We start from the raw sequence: 24,676 nt of genomic DNA, 5'->3' as shown, positions 1-24,676 counted from the left end.
GGCCTGGCCCTGGGCCCGGGGGCCCGCAAGGGCCGTGGGGGCAGCCGCCCATGGGGCCGCCGCCTCCGCCGAAGGGCAGCGGCACCGGCAAGGTCATCGCCATCGTCGCGGCCAGCCTCGTGGGGCTCTTCATCCTGGGCTTCGGCGCCATGGGCGTGATCCGGGCCATGAGCGGAGGCGGCGGAGGCGGCGGCGCGGGCGGCGGGGGCTCGGCGGCCGGGCCCGGCTACGAGGTGACGCTGCCCAAGACCCTGGAGGGCGGAAAGCTCACGCTCGCCGAGGATCTGAGCGACCAGACGAACTCCCAGAATCCCGACCTTGGTTCGGGCGACACCGGCTACACCGGGTTCTACAAGGACGGCTCGGGCACCGACCAGCTTCTCTTCGCCGGGGTCAACTCCTCGGCCAGCGACGAGTCCTCGGGCAGGGACATGCTCGACGGGATGGAGCAGGACTCCACCACGGACGTGGCCGTACCCCGGCGGGACATCACTCCCGACGGCGCGGAGGACCCCCTCACCTGTGAGGTGCTGACCAAGGAGGAGAGTGGCCAGCAGCTCACCATGGCCGTCTGCGCCTGGGGCGACAACGGCTCGGGCGGCTCCGTCACCGACAGCGGCGCCGACGCGCTGACGGCCGACCCCGCCTCCGTCGACCTCGACGCCTTCGCCGAGCGCGTCGACGGCATCCGGGACGAGGTCCGCGTCCCCGCGAAGTGAGCGCACGGAGGGGCGCCGGGCCGTCGCCCGGTGTGTTTATCCACAGGGGTGTGGATGAAGACTCGGAGCGCGTACGCGGTGGTCGTGGACGTGCGGGGCCACGGTTCCGTCGCGCGGCCACCACCCCTACCGGGCCGGGGTGAACCCGCGCAAGACCCGTACAGGCGAGACGGAGAGGGGGCGGAGGGGGACGGAAAAGGCGAGGCGGCAAGGTCGGTTCGCACCGAACTGTCCCCCTCTACCCGTTTCTCGTCGACGGTTTTCCGCCACGGGCGTGCCATGCGCCGCACGCCCGCTCCACCCGGCAGGATCGTGCCGACGCCTCGGGCGCAATGCCCGTGATTCGGCCCCGGGACGCGGGCGACGGGGCGGTCCCGTCGGGCCCGGAGTGGCGAAATCCCGTTCTCTGTCCACAGGCTGTGGACAGAGAATGCCGCAGGGCGGACGTTGATACGGCGAAAGGGCTCCCCGATCATGGAAGTCCAGCGCCGCGCCCTGCCCAACCTCTCTTCCACGCCGGAGGACACCACCGTGCCCAGTCAGAAGCAGCGGATGCTCGCGGGCGAGCTGTACCTTGCCGACGATCCGGAGATCGCCGCCGACCAGCTCCGCTCCGAACGGCTCGCCGAGCGCTACAACTCCGGACCCGCGGACGACCAGGCCGGGCGCGACGCGATCCTCAAGGAGTGGCTGGGCGACGTGGGCGAGGACGTCGTCGTACGGACCCCGCTCCGCGCCGACTACGGCTACCAGGTGACCATCGGCCCCCGCACCTTCGCCAACTGGGGCCTGGTGCTCGCCGACGTCGCCCGCATCACCATCGGCGCCGACGTCCAGATCGGCCCCCACGTGCAGTTGCTCACCCCGACGCACCCCCTCGAGCCGGAACCGCGCCGCGCCAAGTGGGAGAGCGCGAAGCCCATCACGATCGGCGACAACGTGTGGCTCGGCGGCGGCGTCATCGTCTGCCCCGGCGTGACCATCGGCGAGGACACCGTCGTGGGCGCCGGGAGTGTGGTGACCCGCGATCTGCCGCCGGGCGTCCTGGCCGTCGGCAACCCGGCGCGCGTCATCCGCGAACTGACCCCGGCCGACGGCTGAGCCGAACAGCCCTGGCCCCCTTTACCAGCAACGCTCAGCCGAAACTGACCACTTCCAGCCACAGGTCCAGCAGCTCGGCCTCTCCCAGGACCTGAACCCGGTCGCTTTCGCGGGGCAGCCGGCGGTAGAGGACGCACAGGACGTCCGCTACGGGGCCGCGCAGCGCGACCGTCGCCTTCTCGTGCGCGTGCCGGAAGGCGAGCCCGTCCGCGCCGACGTCGATCAGCCACTCGGCGGACGGCGCGACCCCCTCGCCGCCCTCGCCGTCCCCGTCCTCGCTGCCCCCGCCCTCGGGCGCACGGACGTCCGTCGCGTGCAGATGGAGCGTGCTGCCCGCGCGCGGCGTCAGCTTGTGCAGATTCGGGTTGTACTGCCACATCACCGGGCTGGTGGCGATCTCCAGCCACTCGTCCAGGCAGTCGGCCGCCACGACCTGGCCCACCGTGAACTCGGTGCCCGTCGCGAGACACGCGTCCGCGCGGTGGATCACCGTCTCGTGGGTGGCCCTGCGCGCCCAGAAGCCCGCACGGCCGTCCCCTGACCACGACCACACGGGTTCGTCGGGCCCGGCGGCGAGCAACTGCTCGACGAGCAGCAGCGCGCCCTCGGAGAACCAGTCGCCCAGCGCTTCGGCGGACGGCGCCCGCCCGTCCGGGGCGGTCCCGGGGCCCGCGAAGGCGGGTACGTCCTCGTCCGGGACGTTCGCTGAGGCCCGCGTCCTGACGATCTCCGCCATCCAGCGGTACGCGCCCCCGAGGTGCACGGTCAGTTCCCGGAGCGTCCACTCCGGGCAGGTCGGCACGGGCGCGCCCAGATCGGCGTCCCGTACGACGGCGTGGAACTGCCGGGCCTGCTCGGTGAGTTCGGCGCAGTAACGGGCGTGGTCCAGCGCTCCCGGTCGTTCCGGCCGTTCCGGGCGCGGTAAAGGTGTCGGCATGGCAGAGAGGCTAAGCGCCCGGCCCTCACGGGGCACCTCACCGGACGGGCACCTGCACAGGAACCCGCGAGGGTCACCGCTTCCGTACGAGCGTGACCCCGTCCCGTACCGGCAGCATCACGGACTCGACGCGCGCGTCGGCGGTGATCGTGTCGTTGGTCTGGCGGATGGCGAGGACGGCGTCGTCCTGGGCCGACGGATCGACGACCAGCCCCGTGCGCAGCACGTTGTCCAGGACGATGAGCCCGCCGGGGCGCATGCGCGGCACCAGTTCCTCGTAGTACGTCGGATAGCCGACCTTGTCCGCGTCGATGAACGCGAAGTCCACGGCCGGCTCCTCGGGAAGGGCACGGAGCGTGTCGGCCGCGGGGCCGAGCCGGAGGTCGATCCTGTCGGTGGCCCCGGCGCGGTCCCAGTAGCGGCGTGCGATGGACGTCCACTCGTCGGAGACGTCGCAGGCGAGGAGGCGGCCGTCCTCGGGCAGCCCGCGCGCGATGCAGAGCGAGGAGTAGCCGGTGAAGACGCCGATCTCGACGGCCGAGCGCGCGCCCGTCAGCCTGACGAGCATCGTGAGCAGCACGCCCTCGTCATGGCTGACCTGCATCTCCGTGCCCGGAACGGCCTGCTGCGTCTCCTCCACGAGGTCGCGCAGCACGTCGTCGGCCGGCGTGCAGTGCGCCAGCAGATAGTCGTGGAGAGCGGGATTCACGATGTCCATGGGCTCCTCCGGCGGCTCGTGCCGCCACCCTAAGCGGGACGGAGGAGCCCGGACTAGACCGCCATGCCGTAGACGATCGTGAAGAGCGTGCCGAGCGAGCCGATGATGAACACGCCTGTCAGTCCGGCGACGATCAGCCCCTTGCCCTGCTCGGCGCTGAAGGTGTCGCGCAGGGCCGTTGCTCCGATGCGCTGCTTGGCCGCGCCCCAGATGGCGATGCCCAGGCAGAGGAGGATGGCGACCGCCATCACGACCTCGATCATCACCCGGGCCTCGCTGCCGAGGGTCCCGAAAGGTCCCCAGTCGGGAGCGATTCCGCCGATGATGGTGGTGATGTCGCCCTTGTCGGCTGCCAGGAACATGGTGAACTCACCGCCCCATGTCGGATGTTGGAGTGGAATGTCCGTGTGGACCGTCCGCGGGTGCGCGCCTGCGCCGTGGACGACGACGCGCTTCTCCCGGATTCTGTCATGAGTCGGAGCGGATCGGCACTGAACGGCTCGCGGATGGGGGAAGGTTGAGACGTGCGGGAGCGTCGGAAAAAGATATGGCTGCTGGGTGTCGGCGGCGGGCTCGGCCTGCTCGCGGGCTTCGTCGCGCTGCTCGTGGTCGGTACGTACGTGGCGGCGGCGAACCTCGCGGGAGGGGCCACGGGCGCCGCCGTGGGCCTCGCGAAGGGCGCCGTTCCGTCGGCGTACCAGGGGCTGGTGCAGAAGTGGGGCAACCTGTGCCCGGCGCTCAATCCCGCGCTGCTGGCGGCCCAGCTCTACCAGGAGAGCGGCTGGAAACCGGACGCGCAGAGCCATGCCGCGGCGCAGGGCATCGCGCAGTTCATCCCCGGCACCTGGGCGGCGCACGGCATCGACGGCGACGGCGACGGGGACCGCGATGTGTGGGATCCCAAGGACGCCATCCCGTCGGCCGCCAGCTACGACTGCAAGCTGGCCTCGTATGTGAAGGACGCGCCGGGCGACAAGACGGACAACATGCTGGCCGCGTACAACGCGGGCGCCTACGCGGTGATCAAGTACGGCGGGGTGCCGCCGTACGAGGAGACGAAGAACTACGTCTCGACGATCCGCAAGCTGGAGCAGAGCTTCGCCGCCAAGAAGGGCCGCGTCGACCCGTCCAAGCAGGCGGCGGGCGCCATCTACTTCGCCCAGCAGAAGCTGGGCACGCCCTACCTCTGGGGCGGCAACGGCACTCCGGAGCAGGGTGGCAGGTTCGACTGCTCGGGGCTGACGAAGGCGGCGTACAAGAGCGTCGGGATCGAGCTGCCGCGTGTCGCCAACGACCAGTGGAATTCGGGCCCGCACCCTAAACGTGATGAACTTCTCCCCGGCGATCTCGTCTTCTTCGGCACGGACTTGAACAACTCGCGGTCGATCGACCACGTCGGCATCTACGTCGGCGGCGGCCACATGATCGACGCGCCCTACACCGGCGCGAAGATCCGCTTCGATCCGATCGATACGCCGAAGTACTTTGGCGCGACTCGGCCTACGGCCGGATGATGTCCGGGTGTGTAATGTGCTGTGAACGCTGAGTGACGCGTGGGGCCTGAGCTGCGACGACGGGTCACCCTTCGATAACGTCCGGGTGATCGTTCGGTAAGAGCGGAACGCCAGGTGCGCCACGTGTCGTTCTATGGTGCGGAACGGATATTCCGCACCGCGACCACGGGGGTCGGCAGCGCAGAAGAGCGACGAGCAGAGCAGAGTGAGGGGCCGCACCGCGATGGCTGTTTGGGACAACCCTGATGTCGACCTGCTCTATGAGATCAACGGGCTGGCGAAGGAAGCCCCCACCTGGGCCGATCACACCATGGAGTACGTCGGCGAGTACGGCATCGTGTTCGGGCTCGTCCTGCTCGGGCTGTGGGCCTGGTGGCGGATCACCCGCCGCCGCGAGACCCGTGACGAGGCCGTGGCCGGTTTCGCGGGGCTGATGTGGGCGCCGCTCGCCGCCGCCGTCGCGCTGCTGGTGAACATCCCCATCCGCGGCTTCGTGGAGCGCCCCCGCCCCTTCTTCGACCACCACGGTCTGGAAGTCCTGATCGACGGCAAGTCCGACTACTCGTTCGTGAGCGACCACTCCACGCTGGCCATGGCCCTGGCCGTCGGCATCTTCATGGTCAACAGGAAGTTCGGCCTCATCGGCATCGTGCTCGCCGTCGCGGCCGGTTTCAGCCGGGTCTACATGGGCGTGCACTATCCGACGGACGTCATCGGCGGGCTCGCGCTCGGCACGGCCGTCTCCCTGCTGCTGGCCCCGGCCGCGATGTGGCTGCTGACCCCCGTCGTGCGCGCCGTCGCGGGCTCCCCGCGGGTGGGCGTGCTGGTGTGGGCGGGTGCGAAGGGCGGCGCCGACGAAGCGGGCGCCGAGGCCACCGCGTCGGCGGACGGCCGCCGGGGCGGTCAGGACGGGCCGGGCGCGGACGCGGCGGCGGAGTCGGGCACGCGCAGGGGCCGGGACCGCGATCTGGCGGCGTGACGGCCTTGTCGTGACGTGACGGCGCGACGGCCGCGACGGCACCGTCGCGCCCCTTGAGCCCGGACGGCGGCCCCCCCCGAAACGGCCGCGCTGGATCGGCGGCACCTGAGCGTGGTGTCAGTCCTCGAGGCCCCGCAGGTGTGCGGCGGCGTCCGCGCGGGCCTTGTCGCGGGCCCTGCGCGCCGGACCCCGCCAGCCGCAGTCGCATCTCGCGCTGGTGAAGGAGCCCCGCTCATCGGTCGACGTACGGTGTCCGTCCTGCTCTTCGAGCTTCCGCTCGGGGGCTAGCTCTCGCACGTGACAACCGTACCGGCCCGTGACGGCCCGGCAGTGACCCTCGTTAGCAGAACAAGTTTCAGCGACGGCTTGGCTGCATGGGGGTCGGCACAGATGGCGGTGCGACGGCGCGGACGGCGCAGGGCGGGGGTCTCGGCCGTCGCGGTGGGCACGGCGGGAGCCGTGGGAGTGGTGCTGGTCACGGCGACGGGCTGCTCCGGAAGGGGCGCGGCGGCGGCCGAGGAGAAGGTGCCCCGCGATCCGCTCCGCGCCGTGCGCGAGGCCCCGGACGTGCTGGCCAGGTCGGGCACGTCGAGCACGGTCACCGCCATGGAGATGACCAGCGGCGGTACCCGCGTCACCATCGACGGCACGGGCGCCTTCGACTACGCGAAGCGGGCCGGACGGCTCAGGATCCTGCTGCCGGAGGGTGCTTCGGGTGCCGCGGTGGGGCAGCGCAGGCCCATCACCGAACTGATCACGCCGGACGCGGTCTACATGAAGAACCGCGGCGCGGGGGTCCCCAGCGACAAGTGGGTGCGCGTCGAGACCGCCTCGCTCTCGGACGGCAACCTCGTCACCAGCGGCGCCACCGACCCCGTCAGCGCGGCCGAGCTGCTGCGCGGGGCGCGTCAGGTCTCCTACGAGGGCGAGCGGACGCTGGACGGCGAGACCGTCAGCCACTACGAGGGCACGCTGGACCTCAGGGCAGCCGCGAAGGCCGCGTCCCCGCACTCCCGCAGGCAACTGGAGGCGGCGGCGAAAGGGTTCTCCACGAAGGCGGTGCCCTTCGAGGCGGACATCGACGAGCGGGGCAGACTGCGCAAGGTGCGGCACGAGTTCACCGTCGTCAACGGCGAGCACGACCGGCATGACGCGCATGACGCGCACGGCGAGAGCAGGGAGGGCGCCCCGGGGGTGGCCGTCTCCTCGACGGTCAGACTGCGCGATTTCGGTACACCGGTGCGAATCGGAATGCCCGAGTCCCGTGACATCTACGCGGGAACGATCGCGTCCCCGTAACGTCGTGCGGTGGGCGGTCGCCTGTGGCCGGGTGCGCGGGAGTGCGTACGCGTGCGCGCGGGCCACGCCGTCCGACCGCCGTGCTCCTGTCCTCCCGGCTCCCGGGCGGGGTTTGGGGCCCGGGCCGACGGGCTAGCCGCCGCGATGGGGAACGAAATGGTTCGGAAGTGCCATGCGCGGAGGGTGCGCCCCTCCCTACTCTGGGGATACACGAGGAGGTGGTGCGTGTGCCTGGCAGTGCTCGCGGGTCGAAGGGCTCGGTGGTCCAGGACCACGTGGCCCTCGCCGAGATCGAGCTGTGCGGCGAACTGATGATCGCGGCCTCCGCGGCCGAGGCGGCCGGCGAGGAGCGGCTGAGCCTGGCGCGGATCGACGAGGTGCTGAGGGCGGTCACGGGGGACTTCGACGAGCCGGTGAGGCAGTACGAGCGGCGCTGAGCCGGCCCGGGGCACCGCCCCGGGCCCCGTTTCCGTGTGCGTTCCGGCGCAAGTCCCCGCGTGAGCTGCGTCATATGCCAGGGCGATACCCGGCGCCTGTTTCCGAGGGGTGCTACGTACGCATCAGGCGGGCGATCGCGGCCGTGGCCTCCTCGACCTTGGCGTCCATCTCGGCGCCGCCGTCGAGCGCGGCGTGCGCCACGCAGTGCCGCAGATGCTCCTCCAGCAGGCGGAGGGCGAAGGACTGGAGCGCCTTCGTGGAGGCGGACACCTGCGTGAGTATGTCGATGCAGTAGACGTCCTCCTCGACCATGCGTTGCAGGCCCCTGATCTGGCCCTCGATCCTGCGCAGCCGTTTGAGGTGGGCGTCCTTGTCCTTGGTGTAGCCGTGCTCGCCCGTCGCGGCGTGGGCGGAACACGTCTCGCCCTTCCCGACGGTGGTGGCGCTCCCGGCGCTGGTCTCGGCCGTCGTCATGGCGGGTCCTCCCGTGCTGGACGTGACGTAGGGGGTGCGGTCCGCGGCCGTCCGCGGTGTGGGCATATACCCCTCGTGGGTATAGGATAACGGATTTGGCGGAGGGCGGTGCCGAGCACACATCTCCATGGGTGACACTGGGGAACGCCGGTTCGCCGTGGCCGGATGATGCGCCTAGCATCAACGAGACCGAAACCGACGCAGCCCGAGGACCCCCAGTGCGCTTTCGTCTGACCCCCAGGGAGACGAGCTTCTACGACATGTTCGCGGCCTCCGCGGACAACATCGTGACCGGCTCCAAGCTCCTCATGGAACTGCTCGGGGCGGATTCCTCCGCACGGGCCGAGATCGCCGAGAGGATGCGAGCCGCGGAGCACGCGGGGGACGACGCGACACACGCGATCTTCCACCAGCTGAACTCCTCCTTCATCACCCCGTTCGACCGCGAGGACATCTACAAACTGGCCTCCTCGCTCGACGACATCATGGACTTCATGGAGGAGGCGGTCGATCTCGTCGTCCTCTACGAGATCGAGGAACTGCCCAAGGGCGTCGAGCAGCAGATCGAGGTCCTGGCCAGGGCGGCCGAGCTGACCGCCGAGGCCATGCCGCACCTGCGGACGATGGACAACCTCACCGAGTACTGGATCGAGGTCAACCGCCTGGAGAACCAGGCCGACCAGATCCACCGCAAGCTGCTCGCACATCTCTTCAACGGGAAGTACGACGCGATCGAGGTCATGAAGCTCAAGCAGGTCGTGGACGTGCTGGAGGAGGCGGCGGACGCCTTCGAGCACGTGGCCAACACGGTCGAGACCATCGCGGTCAAGGAGTCCTGACCCCTCGTGGACACGTTCGCGCTCATCGTGACCGTCGGGGTCGCGCTCTTCTTCACCTACACCAACGGCTTCCACGACTCGGCGAACGCCATCGCGACGTCCGTCTCGACGCGGGCGCTGACACCCCGGGCCGCGCTGGCCATGGCCGCCGTGATGAACCTCGCGGGCGCCTTCCTGGGCAGCGGTGTCGCGAAGACGGTCAGCAAGGGCCTGATCGAGACGCCGCACGGGTCGAGCGGCATGGCGATCCTTTTCGCCGCGCTCGTCGGCGCCATCGTCTGGAACCTGGTCACCTGGTACTTCGGGCTGCCGTCCTCGTCCTCGCACGCGCTGTTCGGCGGCATGGTGGGCGCGGCGCTGGCGGGCGGCATCGCCGTCTACTGGTCAGGCGTGATCGAGAAGATCGTGCTGCCGATGTTCCTCTCGCCCATCGTCGGGCTGGTCATCGGCTACTTCGTCATGTGCGCCATCATGTGGCTCTTCCGCAAGTCGAACCCGCATCGCGCCAAGCGCGGCTTCCGCATCGCGCAGACCGTCTCGGCAGCGGGCATGGCCCTCGGGCACGGCCTCCAGGACGCGCAGAAGACGATGGGCGTCGTGGTCATGGCGCTGAGCATCGCCAACGTCCAGGACCACAACGAGATCCCCGTCTGGGTCAAGGTCGCCTGTGCGGCGATGCTCTCGCTCGGTACGTACGCGGGCGGCTGGCGCATCATGCGGACGCTGGGCCGCCGGATCATCGAGCTGGACCCGCCGCAGGGCTTCGCCGCCGAGACCACGGCCGCCTCCGTGATGTACACGGCGTCCTTCATGTTCCACGCGCCCATCTCCACGACGCATGTGATCACCTCGGCGATCATGGGTGTCGGGGCGACGAAGCGGGTCAGCGCAGTGCGCTGGGGCGTCGCGAAGAACATCATCCTCGGCTGGTTCATCACGATGCCCGCCGCCGCGCTGATGGCGGCGGTCAGCTACTACCTGGTGAAGCTCTTCTTCGGCTGACGGGCAGGGCCCCGTGCCCGCGCACATGAATGGGTCCGCCCCCGGGTGACAGGGGCGGACCCTTCGCCTTGCGGTGGCACCGCCATGCAGCACCGCGAGGCTGTCCATGCGCGCCGTGCGCGACGGCTCAGGCGCTCGGGCGCTCAGCCGAAGCGGCCCGAGATGTAGTCCTCGGTGGCCTGGACCGTCGGGTTGGAGAAGATCCGCTCGGTCTCGTCGATCTCGATCAGCTTGCCGGGCTGGCCGACGGCCGCGAGGTTGAAGAAGGCGGTGCGGTCGGACACGCGCGCCGCCTGCTGCATGTTGTGGGTCACGATCACGATCGTGTACTGGGCCTTCAGCTCGCCGATCAGGTCCTCGATGGCGAGCGTCGAGATCGGGTCCAGGGCCGAGCAGGGCTCGTCCATCAGCAGGACCTGCGGCTCGACGGCGATGGCCCGCGCGATGCACAGGCGCTGCTGCTGTCCGCCGGAGAGCCCGGAGCCGGGCTTGTTCAGGCGGTCCTTGACCTCGTTCCAGAGGTTGGCGCCCTTGAGGGACTTCTCGACGATCGCGTCGAGTTCCTTCTTCTTGTAGTTGCCGTTCAGCCGCAGGCCCGCCGCGACGTTGTCGTAGATGGACATCGTCGGGAACGGGTTGGGCCGCTGGAAGACCATGCCGATGGTGCGGCGTACCGCGACCGGGTCCACGCCGGAGGCGTAGAGGTCCTCGTTGTCGAGCATCACCTTGCCCTCGACACGGCCGCCGGGCGTCACCTCGTGCATCCGGTTCAGGGTGCGCAGGAAGGTGGACTTGCCGCAGCCGGAGGGGCCGATGAAGGCCGTGACGGAGCGGGGTTCGACGGTCATGGAGATGTCGTCGATGGCCCGGTGCGAGCCGTAGAAGGCGGTGAGGCCGCTGACGTCGATGCGCTTGGCCATGGGACTTGTCACTCTCTTCGGGGTTCCGGGGGGCGGCCCTGTGGGGTGCCCCCTCGCGTACGGACCGGGCCTCAGCGGCCCGACGTCTTGGGGGCCTTCCAGCGGGCGATGCCGCGGGCGACCAGGTTGAGGATCATCACGAAGGCGATGAGGGTGAGTGCTCCCGCCCAGGCGCGGTCGATGCTGGCGGTGTTCCCGAGCTTGTACTGGTTCCAGACGTACAGCGGCAGGGACTCCTGCGCACCCGAGAACGGGTTCGGGTTGATCAGCGGGTTGCCGAAGACCAGCAGCATGACCGGCGCCGTCTCGCCCGCGATACGGGCGATGGCCAGCATCACGCCGGTGGTGATGCCGCCGATGGCGGTGGGCAGGACGACCTTGAGGATCGTCCGCCACTTGGGCACGCCCAGGGCGAGTGACGCCTCGCGCAGCTCGTTGGGCACGAGCTTGAGCATCTCCTCCGTGGAGCGCACGACGATCGGCATCATCAGGATGGCGAGCGCCATGGAGCCCGCGAAGCCGGAGGGCCCGAAGCCGAGGCCGAGGTTCCAGAAGGCGAGGACGAAGAGGCCCGCGACGATCGACGGGATGCCCGTCATGACGTCGACGAAGAAGGTGACGGCCTGGGCGAGGCGCCCGCGGCCGTACTCGACGAGGTAGATCGCGGTCAGCAGACCCAGCGGCGCGGCGATCACCGTCGCCAGGCCGACCTGTTCGAGGGTGCCGAGCAGCGCGTGGTAGAGGCCGCCGCCCTCCTCCAGGTTGGTCATGCCGCCCATGGAGTGGGTGAGGAAGTAGCCGTCGAGGAGCTTCGAGCCGCGGCTGATGGTCGTCCAGCCGAGGGAGACCAGCGGGACGACGGCGAGGACGAAGCAGACCCAGACGACGCTCGTGGCGACCCGGTCCTTGGCCTGGCGGCTGCCCTCCACCGCGGTGGTGAGCGCGTAGGTGCCGACGACGAAGAACAGCGCGGCGATCAGGCCCCACTGGACGCGGCTCTCCCAGCCTGCGACGGAGCCGACGCCGATACCGAGCGCGATCGAGACGACCGCGATGGCGACGGGCGACCAGCTGGGCATCCTGCGGTGCGCGAGGGGAGTGGACGGCGGCGGCACGTCGTCGACCTGCGGCTTGTCCATCAGTGCGTTGCTCATGCGTTGGCCCCCGAGTACTCCTTGCGGCGGGCGATGATCAGGCGGGCCGCGCCGTTGACGAGGAGAGTGATGACGAAGAGGACGAGCCCGGAGGCGATCAGCGCGTCGCGGCCGAACTCGTCCGCCTCGTTGAACTTCGCGGCGATGTTCTGCGCGAAGGTGCCGCTGCCCGGGTCGAGCAGGTGCCAGGTGAAGAGGAATCCGGGGGAGAGGACCGTGGCGACGGCCATGGTCTCGCCGAGCGCGCGGCCGAGGCCGAGCATCGAGGCGGAGATGATGCCGGAGCGCCCGAAGGGCAGCACCGACATGCGGATGACCTCCCAGCGGGTGGCGCCCAGCGCCAGCGCGGCCTCCTCGATCATCTTCGGGGCCTGGAGGAAGACCTCGCGGGTCACGTTGGTGATGATCGGCAGGATCATGATCGCGAGCAGGATGCCCACGGTGAAGATGGAGCGCGCGGGGCTGCCGGGGTTGGACATCTCGAAGACGACCGTCCACCCGAAGAACTGGTCGAGCCAGCGGGTGAGCCCGTCCAGGTAGGGGACGAGGAAGAGGGCGCCCCACAGGCCGTAGATGATCGAGGGCACGGCGGCCAGCAGGTCGATCACGTACGAGAGCGGCGTCGCGAGCTTGCGCGGCGCGTAGTGCGAGACGAACAGCGCGATGCCGACCGCGATGGGGACGGCGATGACCATCGCGATCACGGAGCTGACCACGGTGCCGAAGGCGAGGATGCCGATGCCGAAGGCGGGCGGGTCGCCCTGCGGGTTCCACTCGAAGGCGGTCAGGAAGTTGACCGAGTTCTCGGAGATCGCGAGGTAGGCGCGGTAGGTCAGGAAGGCCGCGATGGCGGCCATGATCACGAGCAGGGTGATGCCCGAGCCACGGGAGAGGCCGAGGAAGATCTTGTCGCCGGGCCGTACTGCCTTGCCCTTGACCGGAGCCGGGGCGGGGTCGGGGCCGGGGCCGGGTGACTGCGACGTCGGGGGCGGGGCTGCGGAGGTGGGAGATATGTCCATGGTGTCTCCGGTCTGGGTGGGGACTTTCCCCTGGCGGCGGTGCACCGGAAGAGGGCGGGGCGGCATTCCTGCGCCGCCCCGCCCGGGTGTACTAGGAGAGCTCCGGGATGGTCTTGCGGACCTTCTCGGCGATCTCGTCGGGCAGCGGGGCGTAGCCCAGCTCGGTGAGGGTGCTCTGGCCGCCCTCGCTGGCCGTGTAGGTCAGGAAGGACTTGGTCGCGTCGAGAGTGTCCTTCTTGTTGCCCTTGTCGCAGACGATCTCGTAGGTGACGAGGATGATCGGGTAGGCGCTGTCGGCCTTGGTGTTGTAGTTCAGCTCCAGCCCGAGGTCCTTGCCCTTGCCGATGACCTTGGCGTCGGCGATGGCCTTGGACGCGTTGTCGGCGGTGGCCTCGACGGGCTTGGCGGCGCCGGTGTCGATCTTGACGCTGTTCAGGTCGTTGGCCGTGGCGTAGGACAGCTCGAAGTAGCTGATCGAACCCTCGGTCTGCTTGACCTGCTGGGCCAGCCCGGAGGAGCCGGAGGCCGACTGGCCGCCCTTGGCGGGCCAGGACTTCTCGTCCTCGTACTTCCAGTCGTCCTTGGCCGCGGTACCGAGGTACTTGCCCAGGTTCTGGGTGGTACCGGACTCGTCGGAGCGGTGGAACGCCTGGATGTCGGTGTTCGGGAGGTTCGCGCCCGGGTTGAGCTTCTTGATCGCCGGGTCGTTCCACTTCTTGATCTTCGAGTCGAAGATCTTCGCGATCGTGGAGGCGTCCAGCGTCAGGTCGTCCACGCCCGAGACGTTGTACGAGATGGCGATGGGGCCGCCGACCATGGGCAGGTTGATGCCCTGGCCGCCCTTGCAGATCTTCTTCGAGGACGCGACCTCCTCGGGCTTGAGCGCCGAGTCGGAGCCCGCGAAGGCGGTGGTGCCCTGGAGCCACTCCTGGATGCCGCCGCCGGAGCCGATGTCCTTGTAGTTGATCTGTGTGTCCTTGCAGGCCGCCTGGTAGTCCTTCACCCACGCGTCCACCGCGTTCTTCTGCGCGCTGGAGCCCGAGGCGAGCAGCTTGCCCTTGCCGTCGCACTTGATGTCGCCCGTGGCGGCGGAGCCCGAGCCCTCGGGGTTGCCGCTGTTGTCGTCCGACCCGCAGGCGGTGAGTACCAGGGCGCTGGAGACCGCGACAGCCCCGACAGCGAGGGCGCGAAGCCGGTTCGTGCGCTGAAGCTTCACTTTCGTTCAGTTCCTTCCTGGGCCCGCCGGTGGGGAACGGCGTGCGATGAGATGTGGTGTGTGCTCTCGGTCGCTCTCGGTCGTTCTCTTCCGAGCCTCGCGAGAACCGAGCCTGTCCCAGCTATGTCCGCGCGATGCCCGCCGTGGGGAGGCGCGCGCTCTCGGTACGGCTGAAATTAGGCAGATCAGGTGAAGCGGCCGACGGAAGTGGGTGAACGCGAGGTGAACCTCGCCGGTCGGCCTAGTAGCGCGACGTGCGGGCCCGGGGGCAGCGGGACGTGAGGAGGGGAGCGGAGGGACTTGTGGGGGGCTCTGTTGGTTTTGGGCGGCTCGTGGCACTATCCGCTCCAGTCGGGCTGAGTGGACCACCGAGGCATACCGAGGCATGAGGGGGTGGCCGTGTGACACGGCCTGGAGGCTTGCCGGGGAGGCGCGGAACGGCCGTCGCCGTGGCCTGCGCGCTGGGAGTGCTGGCCGGGCCGGCGTCGGCCACGGCGTACGCGGACCCGGGGGAGAGCAGCGGGGGGAGCGGCGGCGGGAGCGCGGGTGCGGGTGCGGGCGCGGGCGCGGGCGCGGGCCGGAGTCTGGAGGACGTCCGCAAGGAGATCGAGCGGCTCCACGACAAGGCCGAGTCGGCCGCCGAGGCGTACAACGGCGCCGAGGAGAAGGTCGAGAAGCAGCAGAAGGAGATCGTCGAGCTGGCGAGGAAGATCGACGCCACGCAGACGAAGCTCGACAAGCTGAAGAACACCGCGGGCGCCATGGCCCGCGCCCAGTACCGCAGCGGCGGCATGCCGGACGAGGCGCACGTGCTGCTGCGGAAGGACCCGGAGAAGTTCCTGCGCGACGTCTCCCTCGTCCGCAAGGGCCAGCAGGCGGCCAAGGGCTTCATCGGCAAGCTGACCGGCACGAAGGAGAAGCTGGACGGCTACGCCGAGGACGCCACGGACCAGTGGGAGAAGCTGGAGGCGAACCGGAAGCGGAAGGCCGCCGCCAAGAAGAGCGTCGAGAAGCAGCTGGCGAAGGCCGAGAAGGTGGAGTCGCGGCTCGCGAAGGACGAGCGCGAGAAGCTGCGCGAGCTGGAGGCCGAGGCGGCCTACGCGCGGCAGTCCAAGTGGCTCGAGTCGGGCGTGCTGGACGAGATCGAGGGCAAGGCGTCCAAGGCGGGCAAGCGCGCCCTCGCGTACGCGACGAACCAGATCGGCAAGGACTACGAGTGGGGCGCCGAGGGCCCCGCCACCTTCGACTGCTCGGGGCTGACGATGCGTGCCTGGCAGGCGGCGGGCGAACAGATCCCCCGCACGTCGCAGGAGCAGTGGAAGCAGCTCCCCAGGGTGCCGCTGGAGAAGATGCGTCCGGGGGACCTCATCATCTACAAGAACGACGCGAGCCACGTCGCCATGTACGTCGGCGACGGCGCGATGGTGCACGCCCCCAGGACGGGGCGGCAGATCACCATCGAGGGCGCTGGCTCGATGCCGATCCTGGGAGTCGTACGGCCGGACAAGTGAGCCGGGCCACTCGCCGGGCGCCCCGCGTGGAGCGCACGGCGAGTGACGTTGGTCATGCGCGGGCGGCGCCGGGGGCGAACTCCCCGCGTCGCGAGGGCATATGACGGCGGAGGATTCTCTCCGGCCATTCCGTACATACGTACGGGGGCGCTAAGGTCCCCTCGGACAGCCCGGCACGAGGAGCGACCGACCATCGCTCGGCGGACCGGGCCAGGTGGCGTGCCGACTGGCCCACTACCGCACCCTCGGGGGGAGGGAAGAGGAACTCACATGCCCGTACGTGTGCAACGGGAGTACGCGGCCTCGCCGCCTGCCGCACCGCCGCACCCGGGCACCGGCGAGGGGGAGACGCGGGTGCCGGAGGCGGAGACCGCGGAGACGGAGGCGGGGGCCGCGGGAGCGGAGACCGGCGAGCCGGGGACGACGAGGCAGCCGGAGACCGTGCGGAGCGCCGGCGGCGCCCTCACCCTGCTCGTGATCGAGGACGATCCGACGGGCGCCATCAGCGTGCCCGAGATCCTGGACTCCGCGAGCGCCGGGCTTCCCGGCGCGCCCAGGGAGCGCATCCGCGTACGCACGGCGCGCAACCTCACCGAGGCGGAGCGGCTGCTCACCGACGACGTGCACTGCATCCTGCTCGACCTCGCGCTGCTGCCCGCTGGGCAGGACGCGCGCGGCGAGTCGCGGGAGGTGGAGGCGCCGGGTTCGGGTTCCGGTCCGGGGTCCGAGGCCGACGGCGCTGACGGTGCGGGCGGCCCCGGCGACGGCGGCGAGGCCGCGCCGGGCCCCCACGAGCTGGACATGCTGCGGCGCGTACTGCGCCTGGCCCCCCGCCACCCCGTCCTGGCGCTGACCGACGGCGCGGACGCGGAACGTACCGCCGAGGCCGTACGGCTCGGCGCGCAGGACTACCTCTTCCGTGACGAGCTGAACGGCCGCACCCTCAGCCGCGCCATCCGCTACGCCGTCGAGCGCAAGCGCGCCGACCTCGCGCAGCGCCAGCTCACGGAGTCCCGGCTGCGGGCCCAGGAGAACGCCCGCCTGGAGCGCGGGCTGCTGCCCACGCCGCTGCTGGAGGGGAGCGAGCTGCGCTTCGCGGCCCGCTACCGCCCCGGCCGCTCGCGGGCGCTGCTCGGCGGCGACTTCTACGACACCGTCCGCACCGCCGACGGCACCGTCCACGCCATGATCGGCGACGTCTGCGGCCACGGTCCCGACGAGGCGGCCCTGGGAGTCGAGCTGCGCATCGCGTGGCGGGCCCTGACCTTCGCCGGGCTGTGCGGCGACGAGCTGCTGGGGACGCTCCAGAAGGTGCTGGAGCACGAGCGGGCGAGCGAGGAGATCTTCGCGACGCTGTGCACCGTGGACATCTCGCCCGACGGCCGCAGCGCCGGTGTCTGCCTGGCAGGGCACCCCTCGCCGCTCTTCGTGGCCGGGGGCGCGGGCGGTGGCGGCGGTGGCGGTGGCGGGACGCCGCGGCTGCTCCCGTACGACGAGGGCGGCCTCGCGCTCGGCCTCGTCCCCAACGCGCGCTGGCCGCGCAGGCAGGTGGCGCTGGGCCGCGCCTGGAGCCTGCTGATGTACACGGACGGGCTGATCGAGGGGCGCGTCGGCGAGGGGCGCAGACGCCTCGGCCAGGAGGGGATCACCGACATCGTCGCGCGGCGGATGGCGCAGGGCGCCAGGGGCGAGAGCCTGCTGGACGCGACGATGGAGGACGTGCGGCGGCTCAACGGCGAGGAGCTGACGGACGACGTCGCGGTGATGCTGCTCGCGCGGGGCTGAACGGGACGCGCCTCGGCGCCTCGGGCCGGGCCCCCGGCCCGGAGGGCTCAGCGGCCGTTGAAGGGCCCGTACGGGCCGTCGCTGCTGCTGCCGCCCCTGCGCGGGCCGCCGCGTCCGCCGCCCGTGACCTGCTTGATCGCGGGGCGTACGTCCACGATGTAGACGATCGTCGCGATGAGCCCGATGATCTGGAGCATCACCATGGGCACCAGGAGGTTCACCAGGACCGTCAGGCCCAGGATGATCATCCAGAAGCCCTTGTTCTGCTTGTCCGTGGCGCGGTAGGCGTCGTCGCGGCGCAGTGCGGCGTCGATGAAGGCGAACACGGCCAGGGCCAGCACCGCGATGTTGATCAACCAGAGCACTGTCCCGAAGCTCTGCATCAGCATTGGTGCTCACACTCCTGGGTTCGCGCGGTCGCTCGTGCCACCGTACCTGGGGCGGTGCCCTCGACGCACGAGGTACGAAACGTTGTCCGGGGGTTGTCCGGGGCACCCCTAGGGGCGCGGTGACGGGGAGGGGCGACGGGAGGGGCCGGGCGCCTGTCCGGCACCCGGCCCGCTTCGCGCGCGGCGTCGGGACTCAGGAGTCCGACTTCGGCGCCGTCTTCTTGGCGGTCGTGGTCTTCTTGGCCGCGGTGGTCTTCTTCGCGCCGCTGGCGGAGCTGCTGGAGCCGCTGGTACCGGTGCTGGTGCTGGAGCTGGAGCTGGTGCCGGAACCGCTGGTGCCGCTCGTGGAACCGGAGCCGCTCGTGGAGCCGGAGCCGGAACCGGCCGGGGGCTCGGCCACCTTCACCGGCTCGCGCTCGACGGTGTACTCCTCGGGAGCCACCGTGTCCGCGGCCTCACCGCGCCAGGTCTTCACGGCGCCCCGGCCGCGCTCGGCGTACTCGTCGTACGCCTCACGTGCCTTGACCGCGTACTCGGCGGCGACGCCCACGCCCTGGAGCGCGTAGTGCTGGGCCTGCTCGCGCAGCTTCTTGATGTCGGCGTCGATCGTGCCCAGAACCTCGCTGACCTTGGCCTGCGTCTCCTTGGCCTGCTTGCTGACCTTCGCCTGGACCTCCTTGGGGTCCGTGGCGCGCACGGCGGCGATCCGCTCCGGGGCCTCTTCGCGGATCTTGTCGATGACACCGGCGGCGAAGTACAGCGGGGTCGCGTCGGTCAGGGTCTTGCGCAGTTCGTCCGTGTTGGGCATTGAGGGTCCCTCCCTGGTGGGTCGTGCCGCGTGACGCCTGGTGGGGCGCCTGTGTGTGACGTTGTGCCGCTCTGCTGCCGTGCCGCTTCCGCGTCGGCTACGGCTTCCCGGTGTCCCCGGGCCCGGCCTGTTCTGCCGCCGGTTCCCCGGCCTCGTCGCCGGAGATGTCGCCCTTGCCGTCGGGGCCGTGTCCGTTCTGCTTCCTGAACGACTCGTAGATCTGGAGCAGCGCCTGCTTCTGCTGCTCGTTGATCGACGGATCGGCGAGGATCGCGGCCGGAACGTGCAGCAGGTCCTCGCGGTCGCGCTCGTCGAGAATCCCGGCCTGCACATACAGCGTCTCCGCCGATATCCGCAGCGCCTTGGCCAGTTGCTGGAGGATCTCGGCGCTCGGCTTCCGCAGCCCGCGCTCGATCTGGCTGAGATACGGGTTCGACACCCCAGCGGCGTCGGAGAGCTGCCGCAGCGAGAGCTTGGCCTGCCGCCGCTGCTCCCGCAGAAACTCGCCGAGGTTGCCGACGTTCAGGGAAGCCATGCCCCTACAGTGCCTCGCCCTTGCTAACTTTTGCAAGCGCCTGCTTGCAAAAGTGTCGCGTCGCACAACTGGCCGAACACGGCCACGACGGTCATGTGTGGCCTGTCTCGCTCTTTCTGAGCCGCTGCCGCGCTTGGCGGCCTACGGTTGTACGACTGGTGACAAGGCGACGGGGGCATCGATGCGCATCGCGGTGACGGGGGCGGCGGGCAGGCTGGGCGGGCGGGTGGTGCAGTTGCTCGCGGGCCGGGCCGACGTGGACGTCGTAGCGATGACCAGGAGGAGGCTGCCTGCCGAGGCGTTGCCGCCGCAAGTGGAGGTCGCCGTCGCCGACTACGCCGATCCGCCGGCGCTGCGTGCGGCGCTGAAGGGCGTGGACACTCTGGTCTTCGTCTCCAGTGACGGGCCCGATGCACGGGTGCTGCTGCACCACCGCAACGTCGTCGCCGCCGTGGCGGCCGAGGGCGTCGGCCATGTCGCGGCGCTGAGCAGCGTCGACGCCGACATGGCGTCCCCGTTCTGCTATGCCGTGGTCAACCGGCTCACCGAGGATCTGCTTCTGGCTACCGGCGTCCCGTGCTCGTTCGCCAGGGCTTCGCTCTACATCGAGTTCTTCCAAGCCTGGCTCACCGAGGCGCGCGCCACCGGGCTGCTGCGGCTTCCGGCAGCGGATGGCAGGGTCTCCCTGGTGGCGCGCGACGACGTGGCGCGCGCCCTCGCCGCGCTCGCGGTGGGTGAGCCGACCGGCCGTCACCATGACATCACGGGACCCGAGTCGGTGGACCTGGCGGGCATCGCCTCGATCTCGGCGGAGGCATGGAAGACGCCTGTCGTTTACGTGGACATCCCGGCTGACACGTACTGTGCCGAGACGGCGGCGACCGGCCTGGATCCCTGGTGGCTCTACGCCTTTTCGTCCATGTTCGCCTCGGTGCGCGAGCAGCGCTGGGACCGAGTCCGAAACGACTACACCCAGCTGACCGGCCGCGCCCCTCTCGCTCTCCGCGACGTTCTGTCAGCACACGGGTGAGAGCCGGACACCGCCGAGCGGGCCACGGCAAGGTTCAGCAGGGCGGACACGAGCACTCGGTCACGGCTCGTTGCACATGGCCGACGCGTGGGTGGAACTCGGTCAGCTCATGCGGCTGGACTGTGATCCGGGGGTGGTGGCGATGGCGTCGCGGCCGTTCCGGCTCTCGACAGGTCGGTCAGGGGGCGCGGGCTCAGTGCGACGCGCGGCCGACGTGGGTGACGAGGATGCGGATCACGTCGTCATCGATGACGTAGAGCGCTCGATAGTCGCTGGCCCGGAGACGCCGGTAAACGCTTCCGTATGGTGAGGAGTTGGCAGGGCGGGGATCCTCGGCGAGGAGGTCGACGGCCTCGTACAGGGCGGCCAGGCCCTTGGGGTCGTCCTTCAGGAAGCGTACGGCGGCGTTCGTCGCCGCTGGCTCCCAGATGATGCTGTAGGTCACGGACGCAGCCCCAGCAGTCGTCCGACCTCCTCGTGCGACATGCCTCCACCCAGGGCGCCCTCCGCCTTGCGACGTTCACGCTCGGCGATGGCGAGGGAGTCTTCGAGATCCTCTATGACCTGGGGCGAGACGAGCAGCGCGGCCACATGGCCGTGGTCGGTGAGGGCGATGGTCTCCCGGCTGTGGGCGGCGCGGCGCACCAAATCGCCGAGTTCGGAGCGGGCCTTGCTGATGGTGATCTCAGTCATGCCCACATGATGGCAGAGGATTAATCTTGTGTGCACGTTCAGGCTTCATCGCCGCACAGACTTCGGGCGCGTAGCTTCGGCGCATGGCTGATGAGCAGTACGGGGATCCGCGGCTCGCCGCCGTCTATGACGCCGTCGAGGCCGACCGGCGCGATCTCGACGCGTATCTGCGGGTGGCGGAGGAGCACGGGGCGCGGCGGGTGCTGGACATCGGATGCGGGACGGGTGTGTTCGCGCTGTTGCTGGCCGGGCGCGGGGCGGAGGTGGTCGGGGTCGATCCCGCGCGGGCCTCTCTCGACGTGGCCCGGCGCAAGCCCGGCGGCGAGCGGGTGCGCTGGGTCCACGGCGAGGTGACGGCGCTGCCGCCGGGCCTGCGGGCCGACCTCGCGACGATGACGGGGAACGTCGCCCAGGCCGTCGCCGACCCGCGGGCGTGGCGGCGCGCGCTGAGCGGGGCCTATGAGGCGCTCCGGCCGGGCGGGCACCTGGTGTTCGAGACCCGGGACCCGGCGCGGCGCGCCTGGGAGGGGTGGACCCGTGCGGCCACGTACGGCGTGGCCGAGGTGCCGGGCGTGGGTGCCGTCGAGCACTGGGTGGAGGTGACCGAGGTGGACGGGCCGCTGGTGACGTTCCGCTCGACCTACGTGTTCGACGCCGACGGGCAGGTGCTGACGTCGGACTCGACGCTGCGCTTCCGCGGGCGGGAGGAGGTCGAGGCGGAGCTGACCGCGCACGGGTATGTGGTGGAGGACGTCCGTGACGCGCCCGACCGGCCGGGGCTGGAGTTCGTCTTCCTCGCGCGCAGGCCGGACCCCCGGCCGGGCCGTTGACCTTCACCTTGGGGGAGGCCACAGCATCGGGAGCGCCGGGCGGCGTGCCCGGCACGAGGAGGGCACGAGGAGGGAGGGGCGGGCATGGAGCTGCTGACCATCGGCGCTTTCGCCAAGGCGTCCCGGCTCTCGCCGAAGGCGCTGCGTCTCTACGACGAACTCGGGCTGCTGGAGCCCGTCCACGTCGACCCGTCGACCGGCTACCGCCACTACGCCCCCGCGCAGTTGGAGCGCGCCCGGCTGGTGGCCTGGCTCCGGCGCCTGGGGATGCCGCTCGCCCGTATCCGCCAGGTGTGCGCGCTGGCGGAGGGCCAGGAGGCGGGTCCGGACACGGGCTCGGACGCCGGGCCCGGTGCCGCGGCCCAGGAGGTGCGCGCGTACTGGGCGCGCGTCGAGACGGAGACCGCCGCGCGACGGGACCTCGCCGCCTTCCTCGTCGACCACTTGTCCAGGAAGGACCCCGCCGTGAACCCGAGCCACCCGAGCCACCCGAGCAACCCGAACAGCCCTGGCAACCAGGACAGCCCCGGCACCACGCCTCCCATGGAGATCCGCTACGCCGCGCTCTCCGACCCCGGTCTCGTCCGCGAGAGCAACCAGGACACCGCCTACGCGGGCTCCCGGCTGCTCGCCGTCGCCGACGGGTACGGACCCGCGGGGGCGCCCGCGAGCGCGGCGGCGGTCGAGGCGCTCAAGCGGCTGGAGACGGACGGCGTGCCCGCGGGCGGCCTCCTCAACGCGCTGGAGGACGCCGTCGAGGAGGCGGGCCGCGCCGTGCACGACGCGACGGCGACCGCGACCGCGTCCGGCAGCCATGAGCAGGGGCAGGGGCAGGGGCAGGGGCAGGAGCAGGGGCCCCTTGGGGCGGGCACGACGCTGACCGCCATGCTCTGGACCGGCTCCCAGCTGGCCCTCGTCCACATCGGGGACACCCGTGCCCATCTGCTGCGGGACGGGGAGCTGTTCCAGATCACCCACGACCACACCCTCGTGCAGGCGATGGCCGACGAGGGCCGCATCGGCGCGGACGAGGCCGCGTCGCACCCCCAGCGGGCGCTGCTGGCACGCGCCCTGGCCCGGGACGCGGACTCCACCCCCGACCTGCGCCTGCACGAGGCGCGGCCCGGCGACCGCTACCTGCTCTGCTCCGACGGGCTGTCCGCCGTCGTCCCGGCGGACGAGATCCGCCGGGTGGTCACGACGGTCGGGGACCCCGGCGCCGCGGTGCGCGAACTCGTCGCGCTGGCCCGCGACTCCGGTGGCCCCGACAACGTGAGCTGCGTGGTCGCCGACGTACGGGAGCGGAGCCCGGAGATGTCGGCCGGGTGACGTGGCGTGGCGCGACGTGATCCGCCCGGTGCCGGAGCCCCCAAAGGGTTCCGGCACCCCAGGCCCCCGGCGGGTCACTCGGCGCCGAAAAGCTCCAGCAGCTCCCGCTTCTCGAACATCCGGGCCGTGTCCACCGCGGACGGCTGCCCCTCGCGCGGATCGGCGCCGCCCGCGAGGAGCGCCCGTACGACCTCGTCCTCGCCCTTGAAGACCGCGCCCGCGAGCGGGGTCTGCCCCCGGTCGTTGGCGCGGTTCGCGTCGGCGCCCCGGGCCAGCAGCGCGCTCACGGTCGCGGCGTGGCCGTGGTAGGCGGCGAGCATGATAAGGGAGTCGCCCTTGTCGTTGGTGAGGTTCGCGGGGACGCCCGCGTCGACGTAGGCGGCGACCGTGTCGGTGTCGCCGTGCCGCGCCAGGTCGAAGATCTTCTGGGCCAGCTCCAGCACCTCGGGGTCGTGCGCGGGCTCGTTCGTCTCGGGGGTGGGGGCGTCGGTCATCGCTGATCGTCCTCCTCGTGTGCGAGGTTGCTCGGTCGCGTGGAGCGCGTGGAGCGCACGGAACGCGGGTGCGCGGGGTGCGCCGACCACCTTACGTACGGTGCACCGCGTGCCCACGTCTGCGAACCGCACCCCGCCCCACCCCGCCCCACCTCGCCCCGTCCCGCCTCACCTCACACGTGCGCGCCGGGATCGACGCACTTCAGCACGGACCGCAGCGAGTCCACCATGTCCTCCGCCTCCAGGCCCGCAGCGCGCAGCGCCGCCGCCTTGCGCTCGTTGCGCCCGTAGCCGAGGAAGGACACCCCTGCGGCGCGGGCCGCCGCCAGGTCGCGCGGCGCGTCGCCGATCATCAGCGCGTCACCGGGCGCCACGCCCGTCGACTCCAGTGCCCGTACGAGGCAGTCCGGATCCGGCTTCAGCCGTAGCCCGGCGTCCGCGCAGCGCCCGTGGACGTGCCCGGCGAACAGCGCGCCGGTCAGCCGCGTCTCCAGATAGCGCTCCACCGCCTGCTGTGCGTTGTTGGTGGCGACGGCCAGCCGCCTGCCCGTCGAGCTGAGCGTGCGCACGAGGCTGTCGGCGTACGGGGTCGGATACGCGTGCGACGCGGCCCGCACCTCCTCGCGGGTCAGCGCGCGCTCGACGGCGTGCGCCGTGCCGTCGGCGACGGAGGCGGGGTCGGCGAAGGCCCGCTGGAGGATGACGTACGGGTCGTCGACGTCGGAGAAGGGGGCGTCTGAGGAGAGGGAGCCGTTTCCGGGGTGGGCCGCGGGGATCAGTTCGCGCAGGCGGTCCGCGACACCGGGCGCGGGGAAGCGGTGGAACAGGTGGCAGAGGGGGCCGTCGAAGTCGAAGATCACGCACTTCGCGGGGCCGATGAGATCACGCATCGCGTTCCTCGGTTAGCCGACAGGGGGTACAACTATCTGCTGGCGCGGGGCTC

29 protein-coding genes are annotated in these 24,676 nt (G+C 70.9%); 13 read left to right on the top strand and 16 right to left on the bottom strand.

From position 1 onward, the window contains the following. The first annotated feature begins 50 nt into the window (after positions 1 to 50). Both ACWGJ2_RS27905 and ACWGJ2_RS27900 read left to right on the top strand, forming a co-directional pair. Positions 51 to 719, top strand: a complete 669-nt coding sequence (locus tag ACWGJ2_RS27905; protein ID WP_453349011.1) for a hypothetical protein — start codon at positions 51 to 53, stop codon at positions 717 to 719. Between the two features lie 552 nt (positions 720 to 1,271). Beyond that, positions 1,272 to 1,820, top strand: coding sequence for a sugar O-acetyltransferase (locus ACWGJ2_RS27900; protein ID WP_453349021.1), 549 nt, complete (start codon positions 1,272 to 1,274; stop codon positions 1,818 to 1,820). Between the two features lie 34 nt (positions 1,821 to 1,854). On the opposite strand, the gene ACWGJ2_RS27895 is transcribed toward ACWGJ2_RS27900, so the two are convergent. The 3 genes from ACWGJ2_RS27895 to ACWGJ2_RS27885 form a co-directional block, all read right to left on the bottom strand. Beyond that, positions 1,855 to 2,757, bottom strand: a complete 903-nt coding sequence (locus ACWGJ2_RS27895; protein WP_453349010.1) for a maleylpyruvate isomerase N-terminal domain-containing protein — start codon at positions 2,755 to 2,757, stop codon at positions 1,855 to 1,857. A gap of 73 nt (positions 2,758 to 2,830) precedes the next feature. Beyond that, positions 2,831 to 3,475: an O-methyltransferase gene (locus tag ACWGJ2_RS27890; protein WP_453349009.1), complete on the bottom strand. Its 645-nt coding sequence runs from the start codon at positions 3,473 to 3,475 to the stop codon at positions 2,831 to 2,833. A 53-nt stretch (positions 3,476 to 3,528) separates the two neighbouring features. Then, on the bottom strand, positions 3,529 to 3,837 hold the full coding sequence (locus tag ACWGJ2_RS27885; protein ID WP_453349008.1) for a hypothetical protein: 309 nt from the start codon (positions 3,835 to 3,837) through the stop codon (positions 3,529 to 3,531). Positions 3,838 to 4,029: 192 nt separating this feature from the next. Here ACWGJ2_RS27885 and ACWGJ2_RS27880 point away from each other — a divergent pair, with 192 nt between their 5' ends. Then, positions 4,030 to 4,989: a C40 family peptidase gene (locus ACWGJ2_RS27880; RefSeq protein WP_453349020.1), complete on the top strand. Its 960-nt coding sequence runs from the start codon at positions 4,030 to 4,032 to the stop codon at positions 4,987 to 4,989. Positions 4,990 to 5,212: 223 nt separating this feature from the next. Continuing rightward, the gene (locus tag ACWGJ2_RS27875; RefSeq protein ID WP_453349007.1) at positions 5,213 to 5,968 is read left to right on the top strand and encodes a phosphatase PAP2 family protein; all 756 of its coding nucleotides are present in this window, start codon (positions 5,213 to 5,215) and stop codon (positions 5,966 to 5,968) included. A gap of 117 nt (positions 5,969 to 6,085) precedes the next feature. On the opposite strand, the gene ACWGJ2_RS27870 is transcribed toward ACWGJ2_RS27875, so the two are convergent. Next, the gene (locus ACWGJ2_RS27870; RefSeq protein ID WP_453349006.1) at positions 6,086 to 6,265 is read right to left on the bottom strand and encodes a hypothetical protein; all 180 of its coding nucleotides are present in this window, start codon (positions 6,263 to 6,265) and stop codon (positions 6,086 to 6,088) included. A 93-nt stretch (positions 6,266 to 6,358) separates the two neighbouring features. Between ACWGJ2_RS27870 and ACWGJ2_RS27865 the strand changes: the two genes are divergently transcribed. Both ACWGJ2_RS27865 and ACWGJ2_RS27860 read left to right on the top strand, forming a co-directional pair. Beyond that, positions 6,359 to 7,267, top strand: coding sequence for a hypothetical protein (locus ACWGJ2_RS27865; RefSeq protein WP_453349005.1), 909 nt, complete (start codon positions 6,359 to 6,361; stop codon positions 7,265 to 7,267). A 227-nt stretch (positions 7,268 to 7,494) separates the two neighbouring features. Further along, positions 7,495 to 7,704: a hypothetical protein gene (locus tag ACWGJ2_RS27860; protein WP_453349004.1), complete on the top strand. Its 210-nt coding sequence runs from the start codon at positions 7,495 to 7,497 to the stop codon at positions 7,702 to 7,704. Positions 7,705 to 7,816: 112 nt separating this feature from the next. Here ACWGJ2_RS27860 and ACWGJ2_RS27855 read toward each other — a convergent pair whose 3' ends face one another. Then, on the bottom strand, positions 7,817 to 8,245 hold the full coding sequence (locus ACWGJ2_RS27855) for a metal-sensitive transcriptional regulator (RefSeq protein WP_453349003.1): 429 nt from the start codon (positions 8,243 to 8,245) through the stop codon (positions 7,817 to 7,819). A 152-nt stretch (positions 8,246 to 8,397) separates the two neighbouring features. Between ACWGJ2_RS27855 and ACWGJ2_RS27850 the strand changes: the two genes are divergently transcribed. Together ACWGJ2_RS27850 and ACWGJ2_RS27845 are read left to right on the top strand one after the other, a co-directional pair. Further along, a complete protein-coding gene (locus ACWGJ2_RS27850) occupies positions 8,398 to 9,018 on the top strand; it encodes a DUF47 domain-containing protein (protein ID WP_453349002.1) in 621 nt (206 codons plus the stop codon). A gap of 6 nt (positions 9,019 to 9,024) precedes the next feature. Then, the gene (locus ACWGJ2_RS27845) at positions 9,025 to 10,020 is read left to right on the top strand and encodes an anion permease (protein ID WP_453349001.1); all 996 of its coding nucleotides are present in this window, start codon (positions 9,025 to 9,027) and stop codon (positions 10,018 to 10,020) included. 143 nt (positions 10,021 to 10,163) lie between these two features. Here ACWGJ2_RS27845 and pstB read toward each other — a convergent pair whose 3' ends face one another. The 4 genes from pstB to pstS form a co-directional block, all read right to left on the bottom strand. After that, positions 10,164 to 10,940, bottom strand: a complete 777-nt coding sequence (gene pstB / locus ACWGJ2_RS27840) for a phosphate ABC transporter ATP-binding protein PstB (protein WP_453349000.1) — start codon at positions 10,938 to 10,940, stop codon at positions 10,164 to 10,166. 71 nt (positions 10,941 to 11,011) lie between these two features. After that, a complete protein-coding gene (gene pstA, locus ACWGJ2_RS27835) occupies positions 11,012 to 12,094 on the bottom strand; it encodes a phosphate ABC transporter permease PstA (protein WP_453348999.1) in 1,083 nt (360 codons plus the stop codon). Then, positions 12,091 to 13,113: a phosphate ABC transporter permease subunit PstC gene (gene pstC, locus ACWGJ2_RS27830; RefSeq protein WP_453348998.1), complete on the bottom strand. Its 1,023-nt coding sequence runs from the start codon at positions 13,111 to 13,113 to the stop codon at positions 12,091 to 12,093. The genes pstA and pstC overlap by 4 nt, the downstream gene beginning before the upstream one ends. A 91-nt stretch (positions 13,114 to 13,204) precedes the next feature. Continuing rightward, entirely contained in the window at positions 13,205 to 14,329 is a 1,125-nt protein-coding gene (gene pstS, locus ACWGJ2_RS27825; RefSeq protein WP_453348997.1) for a phosphate ABC transporter substrate-binding protein PstS, read from the bottom strand. Positions 14,330 to 14,748: 419 nt separating this feature from the next. Here pstS and ACWGJ2_RS27820 point away from each other — a divergent pair, with 419 nt between their 5' ends. Then, complete coding sequence (locus ACWGJ2_RS27820) at positions 14,749 to 15,840, top strand: NlpC/P60 family protein (RefSeq protein WP_453348996.1); 1,092 nt, start codon at positions 14,749 to 14,751, stop codon at positions 15,838 to 15,840. A 270-nt stretch (positions 15,841 to 16,110) separates the two neighbouring features. Continuing rightward, positions 16,111 to 17,625, top strand: coding sequence for a PP2C family protein-serine/threonine phosphatase (locus tag ACWGJ2_RS27815; protein ID WP_453348995.1), 1,515 nt, complete (start codon positions 16,111 to 16,113; stop codon positions 17,623 to 17,625). Between the two features lie 47 nt (positions 17,626 to 17,672). Here the strand turns inward: ACWGJ2_RS27815 and ACWGJ2_RS27810 are convergent, their stop codons facing one another. From ACWGJ2_RS27810 to ACWGJ2_RS27800, 3 genes are all read right to left on the bottom strand, one after another. Beyond that, positions 17,673 to 18,014 carry a DUF2516 family protein gene (locus ACWGJ2_RS27810; RefSeq protein WP_453348994.1) on the bottom strand — a complete coding sequence of 114 codons (342 nt, stop codon included), beginning with the start codon at positions 18,012 to 18,014 and terminating at the stop codon, positions 17,673 to 17,675. Between the two features lie 193 nt (positions 18,015 to 18,207). Further along, positions 18,208 to 18,822, bottom strand: coding sequence for a hypothetical protein (locus tag ACWGJ2_RS27805; protein WP_453348993.1), 615 nt, complete (start codon positions 18,820 to 18,822; stop codon positions 18,208 to 18,210). 97 nt (positions 18,823 to 18,919) lie between these two features. After that, the gene (locus tag ACWGJ2_RS27800; protein WP_453348992.1) at positions 18,920 to 19,357 is read right to left on the bottom strand and encodes a helix-turn-helix domain-containing protein; all 438 of its coding nucleotides are present in this window, start codon (positions 19,355 to 19,357) and stop codon (positions 18,920 to 18,922) included. A gap of 181 nt (positions 19,358 to 19,538) precedes the next feature. Here ACWGJ2_RS27800 and ACWGJ2_RS27795 point away from each other — a divergent pair, with 181 nt between their 5' ends. Further along, positions 19,539 to 20,387, top strand: a complete 849-nt coding sequence (locus ACWGJ2_RS27795) for an NAD(P)H-binding protein (protein WP_453348991.1) — start codon at positions 19,539 to 19,541, stop codon at positions 20,385 to 20,387. Between the two features lie 193 nt (positions 20,388 to 20,580). Here ACWGJ2_RS27795 and ACWGJ2_RS27790 read toward each other — a convergent pair whose 3' ends face one another. Further along, the gene (locus ACWGJ2_RS27790) at positions 20,581 to 20,832 is read right to left on the bottom strand and encodes a type II toxin-antitoxin system RelE family toxin (protein WP_453348990.1); all 252 of its coding nucleotides are present in this window, start codon (positions 20,830 to 20,832) and stop codon (positions 20,581 to 20,583) included. Then, on the bottom strand, positions 20,829 to 21,080 hold the full coding sequence (locus ACWGJ2_RS27785; RefSeq protein ID WP_453348989.1) for a type II toxin-antitoxin system Phd/YefM family antitoxin: 252 nt from the start codon (positions 21,078 to 21,080) through the stop codon (positions 20,829 to 20,831). Before ACWGJ2_RS27785 ends, ACWGJ2_RS27790 begins: the two co-directional genes overlap by 4 nt. An 83-nt stretch (positions 21,081 to 21,163) precedes the next feature. Here ACWGJ2_RS27785 and ACWGJ2_RS27780 point away from each other — a divergent pair, with 83 nt between their 5' ends. Both ACWGJ2_RS27780 and ACWGJ2_RS27775 read left to right on the top strand, forming a co-directional pair. Further along, positions 21,164 to 21,910, top strand: a complete 747-nt coding sequence (locus ACWGJ2_RS27780; RefSeq protein ID WP_453348988.1) for a class I SAM-dependent methyltransferase — start codon at positions 21,164 to 21,166, stop codon at positions 21,908 to 21,910. 84 nt (positions 21,911 to 21,994) lie between these two features. After that, positions 21,995 to 23,239, top strand: a complete 1,245-nt coding sequence (locus ACWGJ2_RS27775; protein WP_453348987.1) for a MerR family transcriptional regulator — start codon at positions 21,995 to 21,997, stop codon at positions 23,237 to 23,239. A 74-nt stretch (positions 23,240 to 23,313) separates the two neighbouring features. Here ACWGJ2_RS27775 and ACWGJ2_RS27770 read toward each other — a convergent pair whose 3' ends face one another. Both ACWGJ2_RS27770 and ACWGJ2_RS27765 read right to left on the bottom strand, forming a co-directional pair. After that, positions 23,314 to 23,733, bottom strand: coding sequence for an ankyrin repeat domain-containing protein (locus ACWGJ2_RS27770; protein WP_453348986.1), 420 nt, complete (start codon positions 23,731 to 23,733; stop codon positions 23,314 to 23,316). Positions 23,734 to 23,906: 173 nt separating this feature from the next. Beyond that, a complete protein-coding gene (locus ACWGJ2_RS27765) occupies positions 23,907 to 24,623 on the bottom strand; it encodes an HAD family hydrolase (RefSeq protein ID WP_453348985.1) in 717 nt (238 codons plus the stop codon). Between the last annotated feature and the right edge of the window lie 53 nt (positions 24,624 to 24,676).

The organism is Streptomyces sp. NPDC054796 (assembly GCF_053611545.1).
Note: the sequence above shows the minus strand (reverse complement) of the source record. Positions and strands in the feature narration are given on the sequence as shown.